Origin of the sequence: Denitratimonas tolerans (assembly GCF_037203605.1) — a bacterium.
Lineage (GTDB): Bacteria > Pseudomonadota > Gammaproteobacteria > Xanthomonadales > Xanthomonadaceae > Denitratimonas > Denitratimonas tolerans.
Window position 1 is genome coordinate 52,242 of the sequence record NZ_JBBDHC010000016.1, and the last position, 20,233, is coordinate 72,474.

Below are 20,233 nucleotides of genomic sequence, written 5' to 3' on the forward strand. Positions count from 1 at the left end.
GCTGCATTCGCGCGCCGCTGCGGCTATGGTGACCGGCCGTCCACGCCGTGAGGTCATCCCCATGCGATCCCTGTCCACGTTTTGCCTGCTCGCCGCCTCCGGCGTCGCCTTCGCCTCGCCGGCCGATGACTTCTGGCGCGAGCTTTCGAGCCTCTGCGGCAAGTCCTACACCGGCCAGGTGGTGCAGGAACCGGCCGGCGACGACGGTTTCGCCGGCAAGCGCCTGGTGATGCACGTGCGCGACTGCGGTGCCGATCGCATCCGCGTCCCGTTCGTCGTGGGCGAGGATCTCTCGCGCACCTGGGTGCTGACCCGCAGGGGCGACCGGATCGAGCTCAAGCACGACCACCGCCACGCCGACGGCACGCCGGAGGAGGTCACGATGTACGGTGGCACCACCGCCAACGCCGGGCGCGCCGATGCGCAGTATTTTCCGGCCGACGAGGAAACCCGCCGGGTCATCGAATACGCCTTCTCCAACGTCTGGTCGATGCGGCTGGTGCCGGGCAAGACCTTCAGCTACGGCGTGCAGCGCCTCGGCACCGAGCGGGTGTTCCAGGTGGATTTCGATCTGCAGAACGCCGTGGACGCGCCGCCCGCGCCCTGGGGCTGGAGCGACTGAACACCGGCGCGCCTCAGTCGTAGACCGGTGCCGCGCCCTCGGGACGGCGCTTGAAGCGCTTGTGCAGCCACAGGTACTGCGCCGGTGCCTCGCGCGCCATCGCCTCGATCGCGGCCATCACCCGCGCGGTGTCGGCGGCGGCGTCGGTGCCGGGAAAATCCTCGAACGGCGGCTTGACCTCCAACCGGTAGCTGCCGTCGGCCTCGCGCCGGTGGAAGAAGGCCAGCACGGCGGCACCGGACAGGCGCGCGAGCTGGTGGGTGGAGGTGAGGCTGCGCGCCGGCTCGCCGAAGAACGGCACGAACACGTTGTCGCCGCGCAGCGTGTCCTGGTCGGGCGCGAACCACAGCACGCCGCCCTGCTTGAGGTGGCGCAGCGCCGGCCGCAGCTCGTCGCGCCCGAACATGGCGCTGGCGTAGCGCAGCCGGCCGCGCTTGACCGCCCACTCCATCGCGGCGGTGTCGTGCGGACGATACATGCCGGCAACGGGAACCACGTCGCACAGCAGGCGTCCGCAGATTTCCAGGGTCATGAAGTGCCCGGAGATCAGGATCACGCCGCGCCCGCCGGCGTGCGCCTTTTGCAGGTGCTCGACGCCGATCAGGCGGGCATCGCGGCGCATCGGCGCGATCGAGCCCCACCAGGCGCGCGCGAACTCGAACAGGCCGATGCCCAGCGCGCGGAAGTTTTCGCGCGCCAGCGCCGCACGCCAGCCCGCGTCACGCTCGGGAAAGCACAGCGCGAGGTTGGTTTCGACCACGCGCCGGCGCGATCGCAGCGTTCGGTGCAGGAACCCCCCAATCGCGCTTCCCAGCGCACGCTGCACGCCCCAGGGAAGCTGTGCGGCCAGCCACAGCGCGCCGATGCCGATCCACACCGGCCAGTGGCGCGGGGCCAGCGGCGGAGAGGGCAGCGGGAGCACGGGCGGCAGGGGACGGTCTGGGGCGGGCATGCGCGGCGTGAGGACAGCACGCGCCCATGGTAGCGGCTATCCTTTCGCCGATGGCTTATCTCCCGCGAACCGCACGGTTTGGCAGCGCGCTGCGGCGGCTTTCCTACACCGTGGTGCTGTACCTGCTGACGCCGGTGATTTTCTATCGCCTGGTGTTCCGGGGGCTGCGCGCGCGCGGCTATTTTTCGCGCTGGTTCGAGCGCTTCGGCTTCTTCCCGGACCCGGCCATCATCTCCTCGATCTGGGTGCACGCGGTCTCGGTGGGCGAGGTCAACGCCGCCGCGCCGCTGATCGACGCCCTGCGCCAGCGCTATCCCGACGAGCTGATGGTGGTCACGACGGTCACGCCGACCGGCTCGGACCGGGTGCGCCAGCTCTGGGGCGAGGAGGTGTTCCACGTCTACCTGCCCTACGACCTCCCGGGCGCGGTGCGGCGCTTCCTCATCCGGGTACGCCCGCGCATCGCGGTGATCATGGAAACCGAGATCTGGCCGAACCTGTTTCGCCAGTGCGAGCGGCGCGGGGTGCCGGTGGTGATCGCCAACGGGCGGCTGTCGCGCAAGTCGCTGGACGGCTACGGGCCGGTGCGGCCGCTGGTGCGCGCCGCGATCCGCAGCGCCACCTTCATCGCCGCCCAGTCGCAGCGCGACGCGCAGCGCTTCCTGGAGCTTGGCGCGCGGCCCGACCGGGTGCGGGTGGTCGGCAACCTCAAATACGACATGCAGGTGCCCGAGTCGCTCGTTCCGCAGGCGGCGCAGTGGCGCGAGCAGTGGGGAAAGCAGCGCCCGGTCTGGATCGCGGCCAGCACCCACGAGGGCGAGGAGCTGCCGGTGATCGAGGCGCACTCGCACCTGCTGCGGCGCTTTCCCGACGCCCTGCTGCTGGTCGCGCCGCGCCATCCGGAGCGCTTCCGGCCGATGGTGCAACTGTGCCGCAGCTACGGTTTCCTCACCGCCTGCCGCAGTGAAGACGGTCTGGCGCGACCGGAAACCCAGTGCTTCGTCATCGACACCCTCGGCGAGCTGGTTTCCTTCTGCGCCGCGGCCGACGTGGCCTTCGTGGCCGGCAGCCTGGATCCCATCGGCGGCCACAACGTGCTGGAACCGGCGGCGCTGGGCGTGCCGGTGATGGTGGGGCCAAACACCTTCAACTTTGCCGATGTGACCGAACTGCTGGTCGATCGCGGGGCCTGCCTGCGCATCACCGACGCCGAAAGCCTCGCAGGCGCACTGCAGCGCCTCCTGGGGCAGCCCGAGCTGCGCCGCGAGATGGGCGAGATCGCGATGGCGGTGGTGGAGTCGGAGCGCGGCGCGGCAGTCCGCACCCTGGAAATCGTTCACCGTACCCTGGCCGGCAAGACGCCCGTGACGATGCATTGAGGCTGGGAATCGGGAATCGGGAAAAGCGTCTGGCGCGAGAATGGCTTGTGCCACACTGCCCGACCCGCGTCGGCTGGCGCGACTCCGGTGTCCGTTGCCCATGAAACTTCACAAGGCCCTGCTGTGCGCCGCGTTCTGGTGGTTCTTTCCCGGCGCACAGGCCGCCGAGGTGGACCACGCCGTCGAGGCGGCGCTTGCCGCGCGCGGCGCGGCGGATGTCCTGATCCTGCTTGACGACCAGGCCCGACCGGCGCTGACACCGCTGTCGCCGACGGCCGCGCCGCGCCTGCGCCGGCGCGCTCTGGTGGAGGCGCTGCGCGACCGCGCGGCGCTGCAGCAGGCCGCGCTGGGTGACTGGCTGGCGTCGCGCGGCGTCGCACACCGCCGGTTCTGGCTGGTGAACGCGATCCAGGCGTCGATCGGCCCCGTCGAGCTGGCGGCGCTCTCCACGCGCGAGGGCGTTGCCCGGATTGCGGCGAACCCCTCCATCGCGCTGCGCCTTGCGCCTGCAAGCGTGCCTGGTCTTCGTCCTGCCGCGACGACGGGCGTGGAATGGGGCGTGGCGAAGATCCGCGCGCCCGAGGCCTGGGCCGCCGGCGTCACCGGGCAGGGCGTGGTAATCGGCGGTCAGGACACCGGCTACCAGTGGGACCACCCTGCGCTCAAGGCGCAGTACCGCGGCTGGAACGGTAGCAGCGCCAGCCATGCCCGCAGCTGGCATGACGCCATCCACCCCGGAGCCCCGGCCAACAACTGCGGCTACGACGCCCCCGCCCCCTGCGATGACCACGGTCACGGCACCCACACCGCCGGCACCTTCGCCGGCGACGACGGCGGGGCCAACCGGATCGGCGTGGCACCCGGCGCGCGCTGGATCGGCTGCCGCAACATGGCCGCCGGCAACGGCACTCCGGCCACCTACATCGAGTGCATGCAGTGGTTCCTGGCACCGACCGATCCGGCCGGCAACGATCCCGATCCCGACTACGCCCCCGACATCATTTCCAACTCCTGGGGCTGCCCGGCCTCGGAGGGCTGCACCGTGGGCAACGAGCTGGCCGGCGCGGTCCAGACCCTGGTGGAGGCGGGAATCTTCTTCGTCGCGGCGGCCGGAAACGACGGGTCGACCTGCGGCTCGATCCTCGATGCGCCGGCGACCTACGACGCCAGCTTCGTGGTCGGTGCCACCACGGCGACCGATGCCATCACCGGTTTCTCCAGCCGCGGCCCGGTGGCCGGTGCCGCGGCCGCGCGTCCGGACGTGATCGCGCCCGGCTCCGGCGTGCGCTCCGCCGTCCTCGGCAACGCCTACAGCTCCATGAGCGGCACCAGCATGGCGACCCCGCACGTCGCCGGAGTCGCGGCGCTGATGATGGACGCCAACCCGGCGCTCAAGGGCCATCCGCAGGAAGTCGCCGCGCTGCTGCGCGCCACCGCCGTGCGCGACGGCATCACCGATCCGTACCGAACCAGCTGCGGCGGCCTGAGCCTGGGCACCTGGCCCAACCACCAGGCCGGCTGGGGCCGCATCGACGCCTGGGCCGCGGTGCAGGCCGCAACCCCCGACGTGTTCTCGGATGGGTTCGAGGGCTGAGGCCCGCCCCCGCGCGGGCTTCCTGACGGAAGTCAAGTCCGGGCATGAACGCGGCGTGACGCACTTGTTATGAAATCGTTGCAGGATCAGAATCGGCTGGCCAGACCTTCTGCGGCCCGGCACAAGGGTGCATCTTTCCAATCATCAAGGGGTTTCAAACCATGGCATCTCGCTCTATCACCAGGGGCCTGAGGCGCAGTGCGCTGACGGTCGCGCTGGGTCTGTGCTTCGTCGGCGGCGTTCAGGCCCAGACGAACGTCGCGGGCGCAGTGACCGGTCGCGCCAGCGCCGGTGACACCATCACCATCACCAATCCGGCCACCGGCTTCAGCCGCACCATCACGGTCGATTCCAGCGGTTCCTACCGCTTCTCCCAGCTCCCGACCGGCCAGTACCAGGTCAGCCGCAACGGGGCGGATGCGCGCAACGTCGTGGTCAACGTCGGCGGTGCGACCAACGTGGACTTCTCCGCGGCCGCGCGCCTCGACACGGTGGAAGTGGTCGGCGGCGGCGTGATCAACCCGATCGACGTGTCCTCGGTCGAATCCAGCACCATCATGACCGCCGCGCAGATCGCCCGGCTCCCGGTCGCGCGCGACACCACCGCCGTGGCGCTGCTGGCACCGGGTACGGTGAAAGGCGATGCGGCGTTCGGCAACCTGGCGTCCTTCGGCGGCGCGTCGGTGGCCGAGAACCAGTACTTCTTCAACGGTTTCAACATCACCAACACCTTCAACAACCTCGATTTCGCCGCGATCCCGTTCGAGGCGATCGCCGAGCAGCAGACCAAGACCGGCGGCTACGGCGCCGAGTTCGGCCGCTCCACCGGCGGCGTGGTGAACCAGGTGTCCAAGCGTGGTTCCAACGAGTTCCACGCCGGCGGCAACCTGTTCTGGTCGCCCGAAAGCCTGGTCGAAACCCGCCGCAGCTACTACCTCAACGACGGTACGCTCTCGGCCGACCGCAGCAACAACACGACCGGCACGGCGCTGACCGGCGCGGTCTGGGCCAGCGGCGCGCTGGTGCAGGATCGCCTCTTTGCCTACGGCCTGCTGCAGTACAGCGACCAGGGCGGCAGCGAGGCTTTTTCGTCTTCGCGCGGCTTCAGCACCTCGCAGACCAGCACCCAGCCCAAGTGGCTGGTGAAGCTCGACTGGAACATCAACGACAGCAACATCCTCGAGTTCACCGGCATCTCCGACCGCCGCAAGTACGAGACCGACTATTTCTCGACCAAGTACGACGACCCGGTCAGCCCGATCAACCCGCAGTTCGACCAGTTCAAGGGCACCGAATACAACCGTGCCGGCGGCGAAACCTACATCGCCAAGTACACCGGCTACCTCACCGATGCCATCACCCTGTCGGCGCTGGCCGGCACCAGCACCTCGGCGCGTGAAAACTACTCGGTCACCGCCGACGGCACTCGCAACTCCTATCAGGGCACGGTGGGCCAGCCCGCCAACGGCTGCCCGGTGATCACCGACGCGCGTCCTTCCGCGGTCAACCGGCAGGTGCCGTCGATCTCCGGCTGCGCGCTGGCCAACTTCCTCGGCCGTCCCGATGCGGAAGACACCCGCGACCAGTTCCGCGTCGATCTCGAATGGCTGTTCGGCGACCACATGCTGCGCGGCGGCGTGGACATCGACAACTTCGAGTCCGTCGCCGGCGAGTCCTATTCGGGCGGCGCGGTGTGGCGCTACGGCCGCTATGCGTCGACCGGCTACACCGGCGAGAACGAGGTGGTGCGCAAGCGCGTGTTCCAGTCCGGTTCGACCGTGGCGGTCGACCAGACCGCGTTCTACATCGAAGACAGCTGGAACATCACCCCCAACTTCATGGCCTACCTCGGCCTGCGCTGGGACACCTTCGACAACATGAACGGCGACGGCGAGACCTTCGCCAAGATCAAGAACCAGTTCGCCCCGCGCCTGGGCTTCTCCTGGGACGTGAAGGGTGACTCCAGCCTCAAGGTGTTCGGCAACGCCGGCCGCTACGCCCTGCCGCTGACTGCCACCGTGGCGGTGCGCGGTGCCTCCAAGTCGCTCTACAGCGAGGAGTTCTTCACCTACACCGGCGTCGATCCGGCCACCGGCGCGCCGATCGGCCTGGTGCGCATCGACAACCCGGCCAACGGTCGCCCGATCCGCTACCTCAACAACGAGTTCGGCGTCGGCAAGAATCCCGAGACCATTGCCGACCAGGGCCTCAAGCCGATGTACCAGGACGAGTACATCTTCGGCTTCCAGAAGCAGCTCGCCGACAACCTGTCGCTGGGCACCCGCGTGGTGCGCCGCGACCTGAAGGCCGCGATCGACGACCAGTGCGACTACCGCCCGATCATCGAGTGGGCGCTGGCCAACGGCTTCACCGACGACGGCGGCATCTTCATCGAGCCGGAAGACAAGACCCAGGACAGCGACATCGCGGTCTACAACCCGGGCTTCGCCTTCTGCCACCTCTACAACCCGGGCCGCGATTCCACCTTCAAGATGGACATCAACGGCGACGGTACCCTGGAAGAGGTGAAGCTCACCGCCGACCAGCTCGGGCCGGACGCCAAGCGCACCTACACGGCGGTCGAAGTGTTCTTCGAGACCAGCTGGGACCGCGCCTTCCTGCAGGGCTCGTACACCTGGTCCAAGAGCCGCGGCAACACCGAGGGCGGCGTGAAGTCCGACATCGGCCAGGACGACACCGGCACCACCCAGGACTTCGACTACCCCGAGCTGATGGAGGGTGCCGACGGCTACCTGCCCAACGACCGCCGCCACAGCTTCAAGCTGTTCGGTGCCTACGACGTGACCGACACGGTGACGGTGGGCGCGGCGCTGATCATGCAGTCGGGCCGGCCGATCAACTGCTTCGGCTTCCACCCGACCGACTCGGGCTACGGCAACAGCTACTTCTACTGCGAGGGCGAGCTCAAGCCGCGCGGCACCTCCGGCCGTACGCCGTGGACCCGCACCCTGGACCTGAACGTGCAGTGGCGTCCGGCCTTCGCCGAGGATCGCCTGACCCTCAAGATGGACGTGTTCAACGTCTTCGACAGCCAGCGCGAGACCTCGGTCAACGAGTTCGGCGAAGACTCCGCCGGCAACTGGCAGCCGAACGTGTGGCAGTCGGCCACCGGTTACCAGGCACCGCGCTCGGTGCGCTTCATGGTGCAGTACGACTTCTGATCCACCCGTGCCGCAATCCCTTCGACGGCCGCCTCGCGCGGCCGTCTTTTTTGTTGCCGCCGTCCGTGGCGGCAACCCGTCGGGCCATCGCTGCGCGATGTCGAAAACGTGCTCCAGGCAGTTTTTTGGGTGACCCGGCAAATCATCCGGGCTAGAGTCATCGTCCCGGACCCACAGGATTCCCGCGCGATGCAGGCAGACGCCGACGCACGCTGGCAGGAGGCCGAACGCTTCAGTGCCGCAGGCCAGGATGCGCGCGCCGACCCCATCTACCGCAGCCTGCTTGGCGTGCGCGAACACGCGCCCTGGGCGCACCTGCGGCTGGCGGTTGCGGCGCTGCGTGCGGGCGATGCGCAGGCGAGCGAGGCGCACGCGCTGGGCGCGTTCGGCGGGGCCTGGGCCGATCCGGAGCTGCTCGAACTGGTTGCAAAGCTGCTGCTGCGCACCGGCTGCGTGCGCGAGGCGCTGGCCTGCGCCGAGGCCCTGCTGCGGCTCGATGCGCCGACGAGCGCGCTGGCCGAAGTGGGCAAGATGCTGTCCGACCACATGCTTCCCGAGGCCGCTCTGCCGCTGCTGCAGCGGGCGATGGCGAAGGGCCTGTCGCGCGCTCCGATGGTGCAGTATCTGGTCGGCCTCAACCTCCTGTACGCCGGCCGCCACGCCGAGGCGCTGGAGGCGCTGGAAGCGAGCCTGCGCGGCAATCCGGATCTCGCGCCGGCGCACTGGGCGCTGGCCAAGCTGGCCGATGCGCCAACCCGCGCAGCGCGCATCGACCGCCTGCGCGCCGCGCTGGATCGCATACCGCCGGACGCACAGGATGCACCGCTCCTGGGCTACGCGCTCTTCCATGAGCTGGACCGCGCCGGCGATACCGCCGCCGCCTGGCCGCTGCTCGAACAGGCGATGCGCCGGCGGCGCGCCCAGGTCCGCTACGACGAGTCGGCGCAGGACGCGCTGTTCGACGCGGCCGCGCGCGCGCTGGAGCTGCCGGAGGCGAGCGCGAACGAGCCGCTGCACGATGGCGGCGCGCAGCCGCTCTTCGTGGTCGGAATGCCGCGCACCGGCACCACGGTGATCGAGCAGCACCTGTGCGCGCGCACCGATGCGGCCAGCGCGGGGGAGCTGCGCGACCTGGCGCTGCAGCTGCGCCGCGTCACCGGCCGCGCCGGCCCGCCGCACTTCGATGCGCAGCAGCTGGCCATCGACGCCGGGCAGGCGCGCGAACTGGGCGCGCGCTACCTGGAGCGCAGCCGCTGGCGCGCGCAGGGCCACGCGCTCTACCTCGACAAGTGGCCGGAGAACTACCTGGCCATCGGCCTGATCCTGGCGGCGCTGCCGGCGGCGCGCGTGGTCTGGGTGCGGCGCGATCCGATGGACGCGTGCTTCTCCAACCTCAAGGAGTGGTTCGCCGCCTCCTATTTCTACAGCTATGACATGGGCGAGGTGGCGCGCCACTGCGCCCGCTTCGAACGCCTGCACGCCCTGGCCCGGAGCCGCGCCGGTGCGCGGGTGGCCTGCATCGGCTACGAGGACTTCGCGCGCGCGCCCGAGGCGACCATCGAGCGCGCCATCGACGCGCTCGGGATTCCCCGCCGCGCCGCCGCGCCGTCCGCGCCGCAGGGGACCATCGCCACCGCCAGCGCCGCCCAGGCGCGCGAAGCCGTCAGCACGCGCCACATCGGTGCCTGGCGGCGCTATGCGCAGCCGCTTGCGCCGCTGCGCGCCGAGCTGGAGCGCCTGGGTCTTGCTGCCGGCGAGAGCCGCGCGTGAGCGCTGGCACGGACCCGACCCGCGCGCTGCTCGACCACGCCCTGCCGCTGGTCGAACGCGGCGATCTGGCGAGTCTGCGGCACGTGCTCGACGGCATCCCCGCGGTGCCGGAGCGCCTTGCGCGCCATCTGGTCGAGACCTCCTATGCCGAGGCCCTCGCCGGCCGCTATCGTGCCTCGCGCGCCGCCGCGCTGCTGGCCTTCGCCCTGAGCCCGAAGGATGCCGACACGCGCCGCCAGCTCGCGGCGCGGTTGCGCACCACCAACGACGTGCCGCAGCTGCTCGATCTCATCCGCGCTTCCGGCCCGCCCGCGCGCATTCCGATCCCGCTGCTGCTGGGCTACGCCGCCCAGCTCTCCTACCTCAACCTGCAGGAGCGGGCGCTGGCGTATCTGGACGAGGCGCGCCGCGGCGATCCCGACTATCCGCCCACCCTGCTGTCGCGCGGGCAGGTGCTGACCTACCTCGGGCGCGCCGAGGCGGCGCGCGCCGAGTTCGAACGCTGCATCGCGATCGCCCCGCGGATCGGCCAGGCGCACTGGTTCCTCTCGCACGTCCGCCGCGCCACGCCGGCGGACAACCGCGTCGCGCGCCTGCGTGAGGCGCTTGCGCAGGCGCGCCTGCCGGCGCAGGAGGAGGCGTCGTTTGCCTTTGCCCTGCACAAGGAGCTTGATGATCTGGGCGAAATCGACGGCGCGTGGCAGGCGCTGGTGCGGGCCTGCGCGGCCAAGCGCGGCACCCTGAAGTACGCGATCGGGGACACCCGACGGCGGGTGGACGCGCTGCTGGCGATGCCGCCGCTGGCCAGCGCCGCCGCCGCGGACGGTCCCGTGCCGATCTTCATCGTCGGGATGCACCGCTCCGGCACCACGCTGTTGGAGCAGCTACTCGACGCCAGCGCGCAGGTGCAGGGCATCGGCGAGATGTACGACTTCACCTGCGCCATGCGCCACGCCACCGACCATCCCTGCCGCGGCGTGATCGACGCGACCCTGATCGAACGCGCCGCCGGGGCCGACCTCGCCGCCGCCGGGCGGCGCTATCTGGCCGGCCTCGCCTGGCGGCTCGATGCGCGTCCCTTCTTCACCGACAAGCTGCCGACCAACTTCTTCAATCTCGGTTTCATCTGCGCGGCCCTGCCGCAGGCGAGGATCCTGCACCTGCGGCGCGATCCGATGGAGACCTGTTTCTCCAACCTGCGCGAGCTGTTTTCCGACGTCAACGCCCATTCCTACGACCAGGCGGAGCTGGCCGACTACTGCCTGCAGTACCAGCGCCTGATGGCGCACTGGCACGCGCGCCATCCGGGCCGGATCCTCGATGTCGACTATGCGCAGCTCACCGCCGATCCCGCTGGAACGATGCGCCGGGTCGCGGCGTTCTGCGGGATCGCGTACCAGGATGCCATGAGCGATCCACGCAGCAGCACGCGCGCGGTGGCGACCGCGAGCGCGCTGCAGGTGCGCAGCGGCGTAGTGCGGCGCGACACGCCCAAGTGGCTGCCGTATGCGGCGCATCTGCGGCCGCTGGCGGAGGCTCTGGCGCGCGGCGCGGGCGCGGCCTGACCGCCGCGCCCCGCGGCAGCCGGGGGAACGGTCGCGCGCTCAGAGCGTCAGGATCAGTTTGTCGTTGCGGGTGTGGCGCAGGCGGTATTCGCGGTCGCCGTGGCGGATGAGGATCTCGCGCTGCCCGCGCAGGAGATCGCGGCTGTCGATGACCGGGTGGTCGGACGGCGGTGCGCCGGTGGACGGTCGGCGCACCGCAACGGCGCGCGAGGCGATGACCTCGAAGGTCTGGTGCATGGAAGGGATTTCGACCGGGATGCGCCGGGATGGGCGTTGTTCAAATGCTAGTCATTCCCATTCGCATGTCAATCGTCGGCAAGCGCATCCAGCCGCGCGAGCGTGCCCGGATCCAGCCGTTGCGCGAGCGCCAGGGCCGCCAGGTTGGCGTCCAGCTGCGCGGTCGACGAGCAGCCCAGGATGACGCTGGAGACCTTGGGATTGCGCAGGCACCAGGCGATGGCCAGCGCGGCCGGCGTGGCGTCCAGCGCGTCCGCCAGGTCCGCAAGCCGCGCCACCGCCGCATCGCGCGCGGCCTCGGAGGCGCCCGGCAGGACGCCGTCGTGCCAGCCGTGGTCGCGGCGCGCCCGGCGCGAACCCTCGGGAATCCGGCCCTGCGCATACTTGCCGCTCAACAGGCCCGAGGCCAGCGGCGACCAGGTGGTCAGGCCGAGGCCGGGATCGTCGTACAGCGGCGCGTATTCGAACTCCACCCGCTTGCGGTGCAGCAGGTTGTACTGCGCCTGTTCGGCCGTGGGCGGGGTCAGCCCGTTCGTCCGCGCGCAGCGCAGCGCGGACCGGATCAGTTCGGCGGGCCATTCGGAGGTGCCCCAGTAGAGCACCTTGCCGGTGCGCACCAGCAGGTCCATCGCCGCGACCGTTTCCTCCACCGGCGTCTCCGGATCGGGCCGGTGGCAGAAGAAGAGGTCGAGGTAATCGGTACGAAGGCGTGCGAGCGCCGCGTCGCAGGCATCGCGCAGATGCTTGCGCGAAAGACCGCGCTGGGTCGGACGCGGATCGGGGGCCGCGCCGAAGAAGGCCTTGCTGCTCAGGCAGATCGCGTCGCGCGGCAGGCGCAGGTCGGCGATCACGTCGCCCAGCCATTCTTCGGCCAGGCCGCCGGCGTAGTTCTCGGCGCTGTCGAACAGGCTGATGCCGGCATCGTAGGCGTGCGCCACCAGGCGACGCGCGCCGCCGCGATCCAGCGCACCGCCGAAGGTGATCCAGGAACCCAGCGCGAGTGCGGAAACCTTCAGCCCGCTGTGCCCGAGACGGCGGTAATCCATGGCGAATCCTCCCTGGCAGTGATCGCTGCGGCGAACAGTGTACGGTGCCGGACCGTGCTTGCCAGCGCGCCGTCCGGCGACTGCGGCGCGCGCGCCCGGACGCCGGTTGCGCCGGTGCGCGCGCTTGCCCTAGGCTCCGTCCGTTGCGCCTCGCGCGCACCGGCACGATTGCCGCAACTTCGCACGGGGAAACATCGATGAGCCTGAAACTTCGCCTGGTGGTGATGATCTTCCTGCAGTTCTTCGTATGGGGAGCGTGGCTGATCACCATCGGGGCGTACTGGTTCCAGAGCCGGCAGTGGTCGGCAGGCGAGTTCGGCATCATCTTCTCGACCATGGGCATCGCCTCGCTGTTCATGCCCCCGCTGATGGGCATCGTGGCGGACAAGTGGATCCGCGCCGAGCGGCTCTACGGCATCCTGCACCTGCTCGGTGCCGTGATGCTCTTCACCCTGCCGCTGGTCGACACGCCCAAGGCGTTCTTCTGGGTGATGCTGGTCAACATGTGCTTCTACATGCCGACCATCGCGCTGGCGATCACGGTGGCCTACAACGCGCTCAAGCAGGACGGCCACAATATCGTGAAGGCTTACCCGCCGATCCGGGTCTGGGGCACGGTGGGCTTCATCGCGGCGATGTGGATGGTGAGCCTCTCGGGCTTCGAGGTGACCGCCGGGCAGTTCCAGATCGCCGGCGTCGCCGCGGTGCTGCTGGGGCTGTACGCCTTCACGCTGCCGCCCTGCCCGCCGCGCTACACCGCCCACACCTCGCTGATCGACTCGCTCGGGCTGCGCTCCTTCGCGCTGATGAAGGACTACAAGATGGCGGTGTTCTTCATCTTCGCCATGTTCCTGGGCGGCGCGCTGCAGCTCACCAACGCCTACGGCGACACCTTCCTGCACGATTTCGCCAAGCTGCCCGAGTTCAAGGATGCGCTCGCGATCCGCTACCCGGCGATCACCATGTCGATCTCGCAGATTTCCGAGACCCTGCTGATCCTGGCCATTCCCTTCTTCCTTACCCGCTACGGCATCAAGACCGTGATGCTGATGAGCATGGTGGCCTGGGTGCTGCGCTTCGGCCTGTTCGCCTACGCCGATCCGGGCCCGCTGCTGTGGATGATCCTCCTGTCCAACATCATCTACGGGCTGGCCTTCGACTTCTTCAACGTCTCCGGCTCGCTGTTCGTGGAAAGCGAGGCCGACCCGCAGATCCGCGCCAGCGCCCAGGGCCTGTTCATGCTGATGACCAACGGCATCGGCGCGGTGCTGGGCAACCTGATCGCCGGCTGGGCCATCGACACCTTCTTCACCATTCCGGGCTGCGACCCGGGCAGCCAGATCTGTTTCGAATGGCGCGGCATCTGGCTCAGCTTCGCCGGCTACGCGGCGGTGGTCACGGTACTGTTCGCGATCCTGTTCCGGCACAGGCACACGCCGGCTGACGCCGCCCGGATCGGCGCGGCGCATGCCTGAGAGCCGCGCCGTGGCCTGCGACGTCGCCGTGGTCGGCTCCTACAACCAGGACTTCGTCTGGCGCACCGACCACTTTCCGGTGCCGGGTGAAACCCGTCTCGGCAGGTTTTCCACCGGCCCCGGCGGCAAGGGCTTCAACCAGGCGGTGGCCGCGGCGCGTCAGGGTGCGAAGGTGATCTTCATTGGCGCGCTGGGGCGCGACGCGATCGGGCAGGGCGCGGCGGCGCTGGCCCACGCCGAAGGCATCGACGCGCGCTGGCAGTGGTGCGAGGACCAGCCCAGCGGCAACGCCGCCATCGTGCTCGATGCCGCCGGCCAGAACCTGATCGTGGTCGGATCCGGGGCCAACCTCGCGCTGTCGCCCGCGCACGTCGAGGCGCAGCGTGCCGCCATCGACGCAGCGCGCGTGGTGCTGACCCAGCACGAGGTCGCGCCCGACGCCACGGGCCGCGCGCTCGCGCTCGCGCGCGAGGCCGGGCGCATCACCGTCCACAATCCCGCGCCGCCGCTGGCCGACGAGGACGGTAGCCTGCTGCCGCTGGTGGATGTGCTCACCCCCAACGAAACCGAGTTCACGCACCTGCTGGCGCGCTGCGCCGGCGTGGCGATGGACGCCGGTGCACTGGGTGTCATGGCCGACGACGCCCTGCACGCGCTGGCGCGGCGGCTGGGCGTGCCCACCGTGGTGATCACCCTCGGCGCGGCAGGTGCCTTCGTCTCGCACGCCGACCCGGCGCGCTGGGGCGATGCCCGCGCCGCCTACCGCGTACCGGCCGCGCGCGTGCAGCCGCGCGACACCACCGGCGCGGGCGATGCCTTCAGCGGCAGCCTCGCCGCCGCGCTGGCGCAGCGCGGCGAGGCACCCTTCGCCACCGCCATCACCCATGCCACCCGGGTGGCGGGGCTGGCGACCGAATCGCCCGGCGCGGCAGATGCCATGCCCACGCGCGAGGCGCTGCGCGAGCGCTTTGGCTGAGCGCTGCGCGCCGAACCGGCGTCGATGGGATAATCCGCCCATGCAGATCGGCCCGTATTCCTTTCACACGCCGCTGGTGCTGGCTCCGATGGCCGGCGTCACCGACAAGCCCTTTCGCCTGCTGTGCAAGCGGTTGGGAGCGGACCTGGCGGTGTCGGAAATGACCACCTCCGATCCGCGCCTGTGGGCCACGCGCAAAAGCCGCTGGCGCATGGATCACGACGGCGAACCCGCGCCAGTCAGCGTGCAGATCGCCGGCGCGGACCCGGTGGCGCTGGCCGAGGCGGCGCGTTTCAACGTCGATCACGGCGCGCAGATCATCGACATCAACATGGGCTGCCCGGCCAAGAAGGTGTGCAACGTCTGGGCCGGCTCGGCGCTGATGCAGGACGAGGCGCTGGTGGCGCGCATCCTCGATGCCGTGGTGGGCGCGGTCGAGGTGCCGGTGACGCTCAAGATCCGCACCGGCTGGAATCCGGAAAACCGCAACGGCGCGGCGATCGCGCGCATCGCGCAGGAGGCCGGCATCGCCGCGCTGGCGGTGCACGGGCGCACCCGCGCCGAGCAGTACCAGGGCCGGGCCGAGTACGACACCATCGCGCGGATCAAGGCGGCGGTTTCGATCCCGGTGCTGGCCAACGGCGACATCGACTCGCCGCAAAAGGCCGCTGCGGTGCTGAAGCACACCGGTGCCGATGGCCTCCTGATCGGCCGCGCGGCGCAGGGCCGGCCCTGGATATTCCGCGAGATCGCCCATTACCTGCGCCGCGGCGAACTCCTTGCGCCACCGTCGCCGACGGAGGTGCGCGCGATCCTGCTCGGGCACCTCGACGCGCTGCATGCGTTCTATGGCGAAGAGCACGGCGTGCGCATCGCGCGCAAGCACCTGGGCTGGTACGCCAAGGACCAGCCCGACGCCGCCGACTTTCGCCGCGCGGTCAATCAGGCGAACTGCGCGAAGGCGCAGCGCCGCCTCACCGCCGACTGGTTCGGCGCGCTGGCCGAAGGTCTCGATCCGGCGCGGGCGCTGGCGGCGTGAGCATGCGGCGCGTCAGCCGCGATACTTCCGATGCGCGGCCAGCGACATTACGATGCCGAAGCTGGCCAGGAGCGTCACCGCCGAGGTGCCGCCGTAGCTGATCAGCGGCATCGGCACGCCCACCACCGGCAGCAGCCCGGAGATCATGCCGCCGTTGGCGAGCACGTACACGAACAGGGTCAGCGCGAGCGAGCCGCCGAGCATGCGCCCGAAGCCGTCGCGCGCCTCGGCCGCGATCCACAGGCTGCGGCCGATGATGATGAGGTAGAGCGCCAGCACCAGGCACACCCCGATGAACCCGAAATCCTCGGCCAGCACGGCGAAGATGAAGTCGGTGGTGTGCTCGGGCAGGAACTCCAGCCGCGACTGGGTGCCCTCGCCCCAGCCCTTGCCCCAGAGCCCGCCCGAGCCCACCGCGATCTTGGACTGGATGATGTTCCAGCCATCGCCGAGCGGATCGGCCTCCGGGTTCATGAAGGTCAGGAGGCGGCGCTTCTGGTAGTCGTGCAGAAAGTTCCAGCCCAGCGGCGCGGCGAGGATGCCCAGCGCGGCGATCAGGCCGATGCGCCACCACGCCATGCCGGCGAAGAACACCACGAAGACGCCGCTGGCAGCGACCAGCATGGCCGTGCCCAGGTCCGGCTGCAGCGCGATCAGGGCGGTTGGCGCGCCGATGATCAAGGCGCAGACCGCAAGCGCGCCCCAGCGCGGCGGCAGCACCCGTTCGCCGAGGAACGCGGCGGTCATCAGCGGCACGGACAGTTTCATCAGCTCGGCCGGCTGGATGTAGAAGGCACCCAGGTACAGCCAGTGCCGGCCGCTGCGGCCGGTGCCGAAGACCGGCACCAGCAGCAGGAGCAGCAGGGTGACCGCGTAGATCCACGGGGCCCAGAGGCGAAGGCGGGCCGGCGGAACGCGCGCCAGGGCGAGCAGGGCCAGCAGGCCGGCTCCGTCGCGGACCGCCTGCGAGCGCACCACGGTCATGTTGCCGGAGGATGCGCTGTGCAGCACGGCCAGGCCGATCAGCACCAGCGCCAGGAGCGCGCCGAACAGCCAGGGATCCACGCGCGGCAGGCCGACCAGATGCCGCCAGCGGTGCGGAATCAAGCTCACGCCGGGTTCCTGCGCAGCCAGGCATCGACGATGCGCAGCGCCACCGGCGTGGCCACGGCGGAACCCGAGCCGCCGTGCTCGACAACCACCATCACCGCGACCCGCGGTGCCTCGACCGGAGCGAACGCGATGAACAGCGCGTTGTGGCGCTGGGCAACGGGCAGCTGGTTGACGTCGAGCGCCTGCTCGCCGCGTCGGCTCACCCGCTGCGCGGTGCCGGTCTTGCCGGCGACGGTGTAGTCCAGCTCGAACTGGGCCAGGGTGGCGCGCGCGGTTCCGGTGGGGCCGTGCAGCACCTGCACCATGGCCTGCGTGACCGCCTGCAGGTTGGCGGGATTCTTCACCATCGAAGGTCCGGGCGCGGGCCAGCCTTCGGGCACGGGCGGCGCATCGAAACGCGCCTGGGTGGCACGCAGCAGGTGCGGCGGATACCTGATCCCGCCGTTGGCGAGCATCTGGGTCGCCTGCGCCAGCTGCAGCGGCGTCACCACCCAGAAGCCCTGGCCGATGCCGGCGATGACGGTTTCACCGGGATACCAGGGCAGGCTGCGGTTGGCGCGTTTCCACTGCGGAGAGGGAAGTACGCCCGAGGCTTCGCCCAGCAGGTCGATGCCGGTCGCCTCGCCGAATCCGAACTGGCCCAGATACGCCCCCAGCCGCTCGATCCCCATGTCCACCGCGAGCTGGAAGAAATAGGTGTTGACCGACTGCGCCATCGCTTCGTTGAGGTTGACCGCACCGTGACCGCCGCGCCGCCAGTCGCGGTACTCGCGCTCCTGGCCGGGCAGGCGGAAGGCACCAGTGGACAGGGTGGTGTCGCGCGGCGTGCGCAGGCCGTATTCGAGCCCGGCCAGCGCGACGAAGGGCTTGAGCGTGGAGCCGGGTTCGTAGCCGCCTTGCAGCACGCGGTTGAACAGCGGCCGCGAGGGCGAATCGAGCAGGGCCGCATAGGCCGCCTGCCCGATGCCGCTGACGAAGGGATTGGGGTCATAGCTCGGCAGGCTGGCCAGGGCCAGCACTTCGCCATTGCGCGGATCGAGCACGACCGCGGCACCGGGCTGGCCCTCGAAAGCGTCGACCACGGCCTGCTGCAGCTCCGCGTCGATGCTCAAATACAAATCCTGGCCGGCGTGCGCCGGTTCGCGCCCGACCACGCGCAGGGCGCGGCCCTCGGCGTTGATTTCGACCTGTTCGATGCCGACCTGGCCATGCAGCCGCGATTCGTAATAGCGCTCGATGCCGGTCTTGCCGATGTGGGTGGCACCGCTGTAGCGCGCCGGGTCGACGCGCGCGAGGTCGGCGGTGTCGATGCGTCCGACGTAGCCGACCACATGGGCGAACAGCTCGCCGTGGGGATAGTGGCGGTTGAGGTAGGGCACCACCTCGACGCCGGGGAAGCGGTGGCGGTTGACCGCAAAGCGCGCCACCTCGATATCCGAGAGCCGCAGCTTCACCGTCACCGGCTGGAAGCTGCGGCGCGCGCGCGCGGCGGCGATGAAGGCGCGCGCGTCATCCTCATCCAGGTCGATCACCTCGCGCAGGCGCGCGACCATCTCGTCCAGATCGCCGGCGTCCTCGCGCACCACGTCGAGGCGGTAGGCCGGCACGTTGTCGGCCAGGATGCGGCCGGCGCGGTCGTAGATCAGGCCGCGCGCCGGCACGATCGGCCGGGCCTTGATGCGGTTGGCCTCCGAGCGGGTGTGGAACTCCTCGTAGCTGAATACCTGCAGCCAGGCGAAGCGCCCCGCCAGCACCGCCAGCAGCGCGAACACGGCCAGGAACGCGACCAGGGCACGGCGGCGCTGGACGGCGGCCTCGGCCAGCGGATTGCGCATCGGCCGCCCGGGCGTGCGCATCAGGAGCCCTCGCGCGCGCGCAGGCGCAGCCGCACGTCATCGAGCAGCAGGAAGATCCACGGCCACAGCACCGCCCCGACCGCAGGCGCGATCCAGAACGAGGCCGGCGGCCAGCCTTCGCCCGCGAGCGCGCGGATCATCAGCACCACGACGCGGTCGTTGAGCAGCAGGGCCAGTACCGCTGCCGCCTGCTGCAGCAGGGTGAAGTAGCGAAGCTGGGCGCGGAAGCGCAGCAGGATGAAGGCGATCACGCACAGGCGCAGCGCCTGTTCGCCGATCAGGCTGCCGAACATCAGGTCGGCCGCCAGCCCGAGCACGAAGGCGGTGCCCAGCCCGACGCGCTGCGGCGCTTCGAGCACCCAGTAGCACAGCACCAGCGCCAGCCAGTTGGGGCGGAACGCGGCGAGGTACTCGGGCAGCGGCCACAGCGCCAGGGCGAAGGCCACCAGGAACGAGGCCCACAGCACGCCGGTGCCGCCGCGCTGCCGGCTCACGGGCGGTTCTCCCCGGAAGCGGCCGGTTCGCGCATCCGCCCGGCGGGTGCCGGCGGGCCGACCGGATCGGCGCTGCTTTCCGGCGCGCTCCAGACCAGCAGCACTTCGCCACCGCGATCCAGGCGCGCGGCCGGGCGCGCCTCGGCCACCGCGAACAGGCGGGTGTCATCGGGATGCAGCTGCTCGATCGTGCCGACCTTGAAACCGGCCGGGAAGCGCCCGCCCATGCCCGAGGTTTCCAGCACGTCGCCCACCCGCAGATCCGCGCTCAGGGGGATGCTTGGCACTTCAAGCCGGTCGGTGCGGCCGGTGCCGTAGGCGATGGCGCGAAGCCCGGTGCGAACCACCTGCACCGGCACCGCGTGGCTCGGATCGGAGACCAGGATCACGGTGGCGTTCATCGGCGTCACGCTCAGCACCTGCCCGACCAGGCCTTCGCCGTCGATCACGGCCAGCCCTTCGGCCACGCCGCGGCGGCTGCCGGCATCGATCACCAGGCGGTGCCGGAACGGATCGAGGTCGATGTCGATCAGCCCGGCGAGCTGCACGTTGAGCTGCAGCCCGCGCGTGCCGCCGAGGAGTTCGCGCAGGCGCTGGTTCTCCACCTGCACGCCCGCCAGGCGATCCATGCGGGCGTTGGCCAGGAGCAGCTGTTCGCGCAGCACGTCGTTTTCGGCCAGCAGCGTGCGCTGGGTGGTGAAGTGATCGGACAGCGTGTGCGCGAGCTGCGCGGGCGCTCCGGCGAGGCGATAGAGCGGGCCGGTGAGGAGGCCGGCGGACGTGCGCACCGTGTCCAGATAGCCGCCGCGATGGTCGGCGACCATCAACACCACCGCCAGCGCCAGATAGGCCAGCAGCTTGAGCGTTCCCGCGCCGCCCTCGACGAACAGGTTGCCGCTGCTGCTGCCGGACTGGGCCACGTCGAACCGCTCC

At 70.4% G+C, this 20,233-nt stretch carries 16 protein-coding genes; 9 read left to right on the top strand and 7 right to left on the bottom strand.

The genetic code is table 11. The features are described 5' to 3' along the window. Window positions 1–61: 61 nt before the first annotated feature. Complete coding sequence (locus WB794_RS11010) at window positions 62–622, top strand: hypothetical protein (protein ID WP_337335902.1); 561 nt, start codon at window positions 62–64, stop codon at window positions 620–622. A gap of 13 nt (window positions 623–635) precedes the next feature. Here WB794_RS11010 and lpxL read toward each other — a convergent pair whose 3' ends face one another. Beyond that, on the bottom strand, window positions 636–1,574 hold the full coding sequence (gene lpxL, locus WB794_RS11015; RefSeq protein WP_337335903.1) for an LpxL/LpxP family Kdo(2)-lipid IV(A) lauroyl/palmitoleoyl acyltransferase: 939 nt from the start codon (window positions 1,572–1,574) through the stop codon (window positions 636–638). Between the two features lie 26 nt (window positions 1,575–1,600). On the opposite strand from lpxL, the gene waaA reads away from it, so the two are divergent. The 5 genes from waaA (at window position 1,601) to WB794_RS11040 (ending at window position 11,064) form a co-directional block, all read left to right on the top strand. Then, entirely contained in the window at window positions 1,601–2,953 is a 1,353-nt protein-coding gene (gene waaA, locus WB794_RS11020) for a lipid IV(A) 3-deoxy-D-manno-octulosonic acid transferase (protein WP_337335904.1), read from the top strand. Between the two features lie 100 nt (window positions 2,954–3,053). Then, window positions 3,054–4,547 (top strand): S8 family serine peptidase, encoded by a 1,494-nt coding sequence (locus tag WB794_RS11025; RefSeq protein ID WP_337335905.1) that lies wholly within the window; start codon window positions 3,054–3,056, stop codon window positions 4,545–4,547. A gap of 161 nt (window positions 4,548–4,708) precedes the next feature. Continuing rightward, window positions 4,709–7,729: a TonB-dependent receptor gene (locus WB794_RS11030; protein WP_337335906.1), complete on the top strand. Its 3,021-nt coding sequence runs from the start codon at window positions 4,709–4,711 to the stop codon at window positions 7,727–7,729. A 189-nt stretch (window positions 7,730–7,918) separates the two neighbouring features. Beyond that, window positions 7,919–9,499, top strand: a complete 1,581-nt coding sequence (locus WB794_RS11035; protein ID WP_337335907.1) for a tetratricopeptide repeat-containing sulfotransferase family protein — start codon at window positions 7,919–7,921, stop codon at window positions 9,497–9,499. After that, window positions 9,496–11,064 (top strand): tetratricopeptide repeat-containing sulfotransferase family protein, encoded by a 1,569-nt coding sequence (locus WB794_RS11040; protein WP_337335908.1) that lies wholly within the window; start codon window positions 9,496–9,498, stop codon window positions 11,062–11,064. The genes WB794_RS11035 and WB794_RS11040 overlap by 4 nt, the downstream gene beginning before the upstream one ends. 39 nt (window positions 11,065–11,103) lie before the next feature. Here the strand turns inward: WB794_RS11040 and hemP are convergent, their stop codons facing one another. Both hemP and WB794_RS11050 read right to left on the bottom strand, forming a co-directional pair. Further along, a complete protein-coding gene (gene hemP, locus WB794_RS13575; protein ID WP_479686625.1) occupies window positions 11,104–11,301 on the bottom strand; it encodes a hemin uptake protein HemP in 198 nt (65 codons plus the stop codon). Between the two features lie 68 nt (window positions 11,302–11,369). Further along, window positions 11,370–12,347, bottom strand: coding sequence for an aldo/keto reductase (locus WB794_RS11050; protein ID WP_337335909.1), 978 nt, complete (start codon window positions 12,345–12,347; stop codon window positions 11,370–11,372). 197 nt (window positions 12,348–12,544) lie between these two features. Here WB794_RS11050 and WB794_RS11055 point away from each other — a divergent pair, with 197 nt between their 5' ends. Genes WB794_RS11055 through dusB form a run of 3 tightly spaced genes read left to right on the top strand, consistent with a single transcriptional unit; the run spans window position 12,545 to window position 15,837 of the window. Next, the gene (locus WB794_RS11055; RefSeq protein WP_337335910.1) at window positions 12,545–13,822 is read left to right on the top strand and encodes a nucleoside permease; all 1,278 of its coding nucleotides are present in this window, start codon (window positions 12,545–12,547) and stop codon (window positions 13,820–13,822) included. After that, window positions 13,815–14,798, top strand: coding sequence for a ribokinase (locus WB794_RS11060; protein WP_337335911.1), 984 nt, complete (start codon window positions 13,815–13,817; stop codon window positions 14,796–14,798). Before WB794_RS11055 ends, WB794_RS11060 begins: the two co-directional genes overlap by 8 nt. A gap of 40 nt (window positions 14,799–14,838) precedes the next feature. After that, complete coding sequence (gene dusB / locus WB794_RS11065) at window positions 14,839–15,837, top strand: tRNA dihydrouridine synthase DusB (protein WP_337335912.1); 999 nt, start codon at window positions 14,839–14,841, stop codon at window positions 15,835–15,837. Window positions 15,838–15,849: 12 nt separating this feature from the next. Here the strand turns inward: dusB and rodA are convergent, their stop codons facing one another. Genes rodA through mreC form a run of 4 tightly spaced genes read right to left on the bottom strand, consistent with a single transcriptional unit; the run spans window position 15,850 to window position 20,220 of the window. After that, on the bottom strand, window positions 15,850–16,950 hold the full coding sequence (rodA, locus tag WB794_RS11070) for a rod shape-determining protein RodA (RefSeq protein WP_337335913.1): 1,101 nt from the start codon (window positions 16,948–16,950) through the stop codon (window positions 15,850–15,852). Next, complete coding sequence (gene mrdA, locus WB794_RS11075) at window positions 16,947–18,806, bottom strand: penicillin-binding protein 2 (protein ID WP_337335914.1); 1,860 nt, start codon at window positions 18,804–18,806, stop codon at window positions 16,947–16,949. Before mrdA ends, rodA begins: the two co-directional genes overlap by 4 nt. Continuing rightward, on the bottom strand, window positions 18,806–19,300 hold the full coding sequence (gene mreD, locus WB794_RS11080; RefSeq protein WP_337335915.1) for a rod shape-determining protein MreD: 495 nt from the start codon (window positions 19,298–19,300) through the stop codon (window positions 18,806–18,808). Before mreD ends, mrdA begins: the two co-directional genes overlap by 1 nt. Next, window positions 19,297–20,220 carry a rod shape-determining protein MreC gene (gene mreC, locus WB794_RS11085; RefSeq protein ID WP_337335916.1) on the bottom strand — a complete coding sequence of 308 codons (924 nt, stop codon included), beginning with the start codon at window positions 20,218–20,220 and terminating at the stop codon, window positions 19,297–19,299. The genes mreD and mreC overlap by 4 nt, the downstream gene beginning before the upstream one ends. Between the last annotated feature and the right edge of the window lie 13 nt (window positions 20,221–20,233).

Bases quoted from the DNA above. Each gene is read 5' to 3' on its own strand.
- WB794_RS11010 (WP_337335902.1), top strand. From the start codon at position 62: ATGCGATCCCTGTCCACGTTTTGCCTGCTCGCCGCCTCCGGCGTCGCC.
- lpxL (WP_337335903.1), bottom strand. From the start codon at position 1,574: ATGCCCGCCCCAGACCGTCCCCTGCCGCCCGTGCTCCCGCTGCCCTCT.
- waaA (WP_337335904.1), top strand. From the start codon at position 1,601: ATGGTAGCGGCTATCCTTTCGCCGATGGCTTATCTCCCGCGAACCGCA.
- WB794_RS11025 (WP_337335905.1), top strand. From the start codon at position 3,054: ATGAAACTTCACAAGGCCCTGCTGTGCGCCGCGTTCTGGTGGTTCTTT.
- WB794_RS11030 (WP_337335906.1), top strand. From the start codon at position 4,709: ATGGCATCTCGCTCTATCACCAGGGGCCTGAGGCGCAGTGCGCTGACG.
- WB794_RS11035 (WP_337335907.1), top strand. From the start codon at position 7,919: ATGCAGGCAGACGCCGACGCACGCTGGCAGGAGGCCGAACGCTTCAGT.
- hemP (WP_479686625.1), bottom strand. From the start codon at position 11,301: ATGCACCAGACCTTCGAGGTCATCGCCTCGCGCGCCGTTGCGGTGCGC.
- WB794_RS11050 (WP_337335909.1), bottom strand. From the start codon at position 12,347: ATGGATTACCGCCGTCTCGGGCACAGCGGGCTGAAGGTTTCCGCACTC.
- WB794_RS11055 (WP_337335910.1), top strand. From the start codon at position 12,545: ATGAGCCTGAAACTTCGCCTGGTGGTGATGATCTTCCTGCAGTTCTTC.
- WB794_RS11060 (WP_337335911.1), top strand. From the start codon at position 13,815: ATGCCTGAGAGCCGCGCCGTGGCCTGCGACGTCGCCGTGGTCGGCTCC.
- dusB (WP_337335912.1), top strand. From the start codon at position 14,839: ATGCAGATCGGCCCGTATTCCTTTCACACGCCGCTGGTGCTGGCTCCG.
- mrdA (WP_337335914.1), bottom strand. From the start codon at position 18,806: ATGCGCACGCCCGGGCGGCCGATGCGCAATCCGCTGGCCGAGGCCGCC.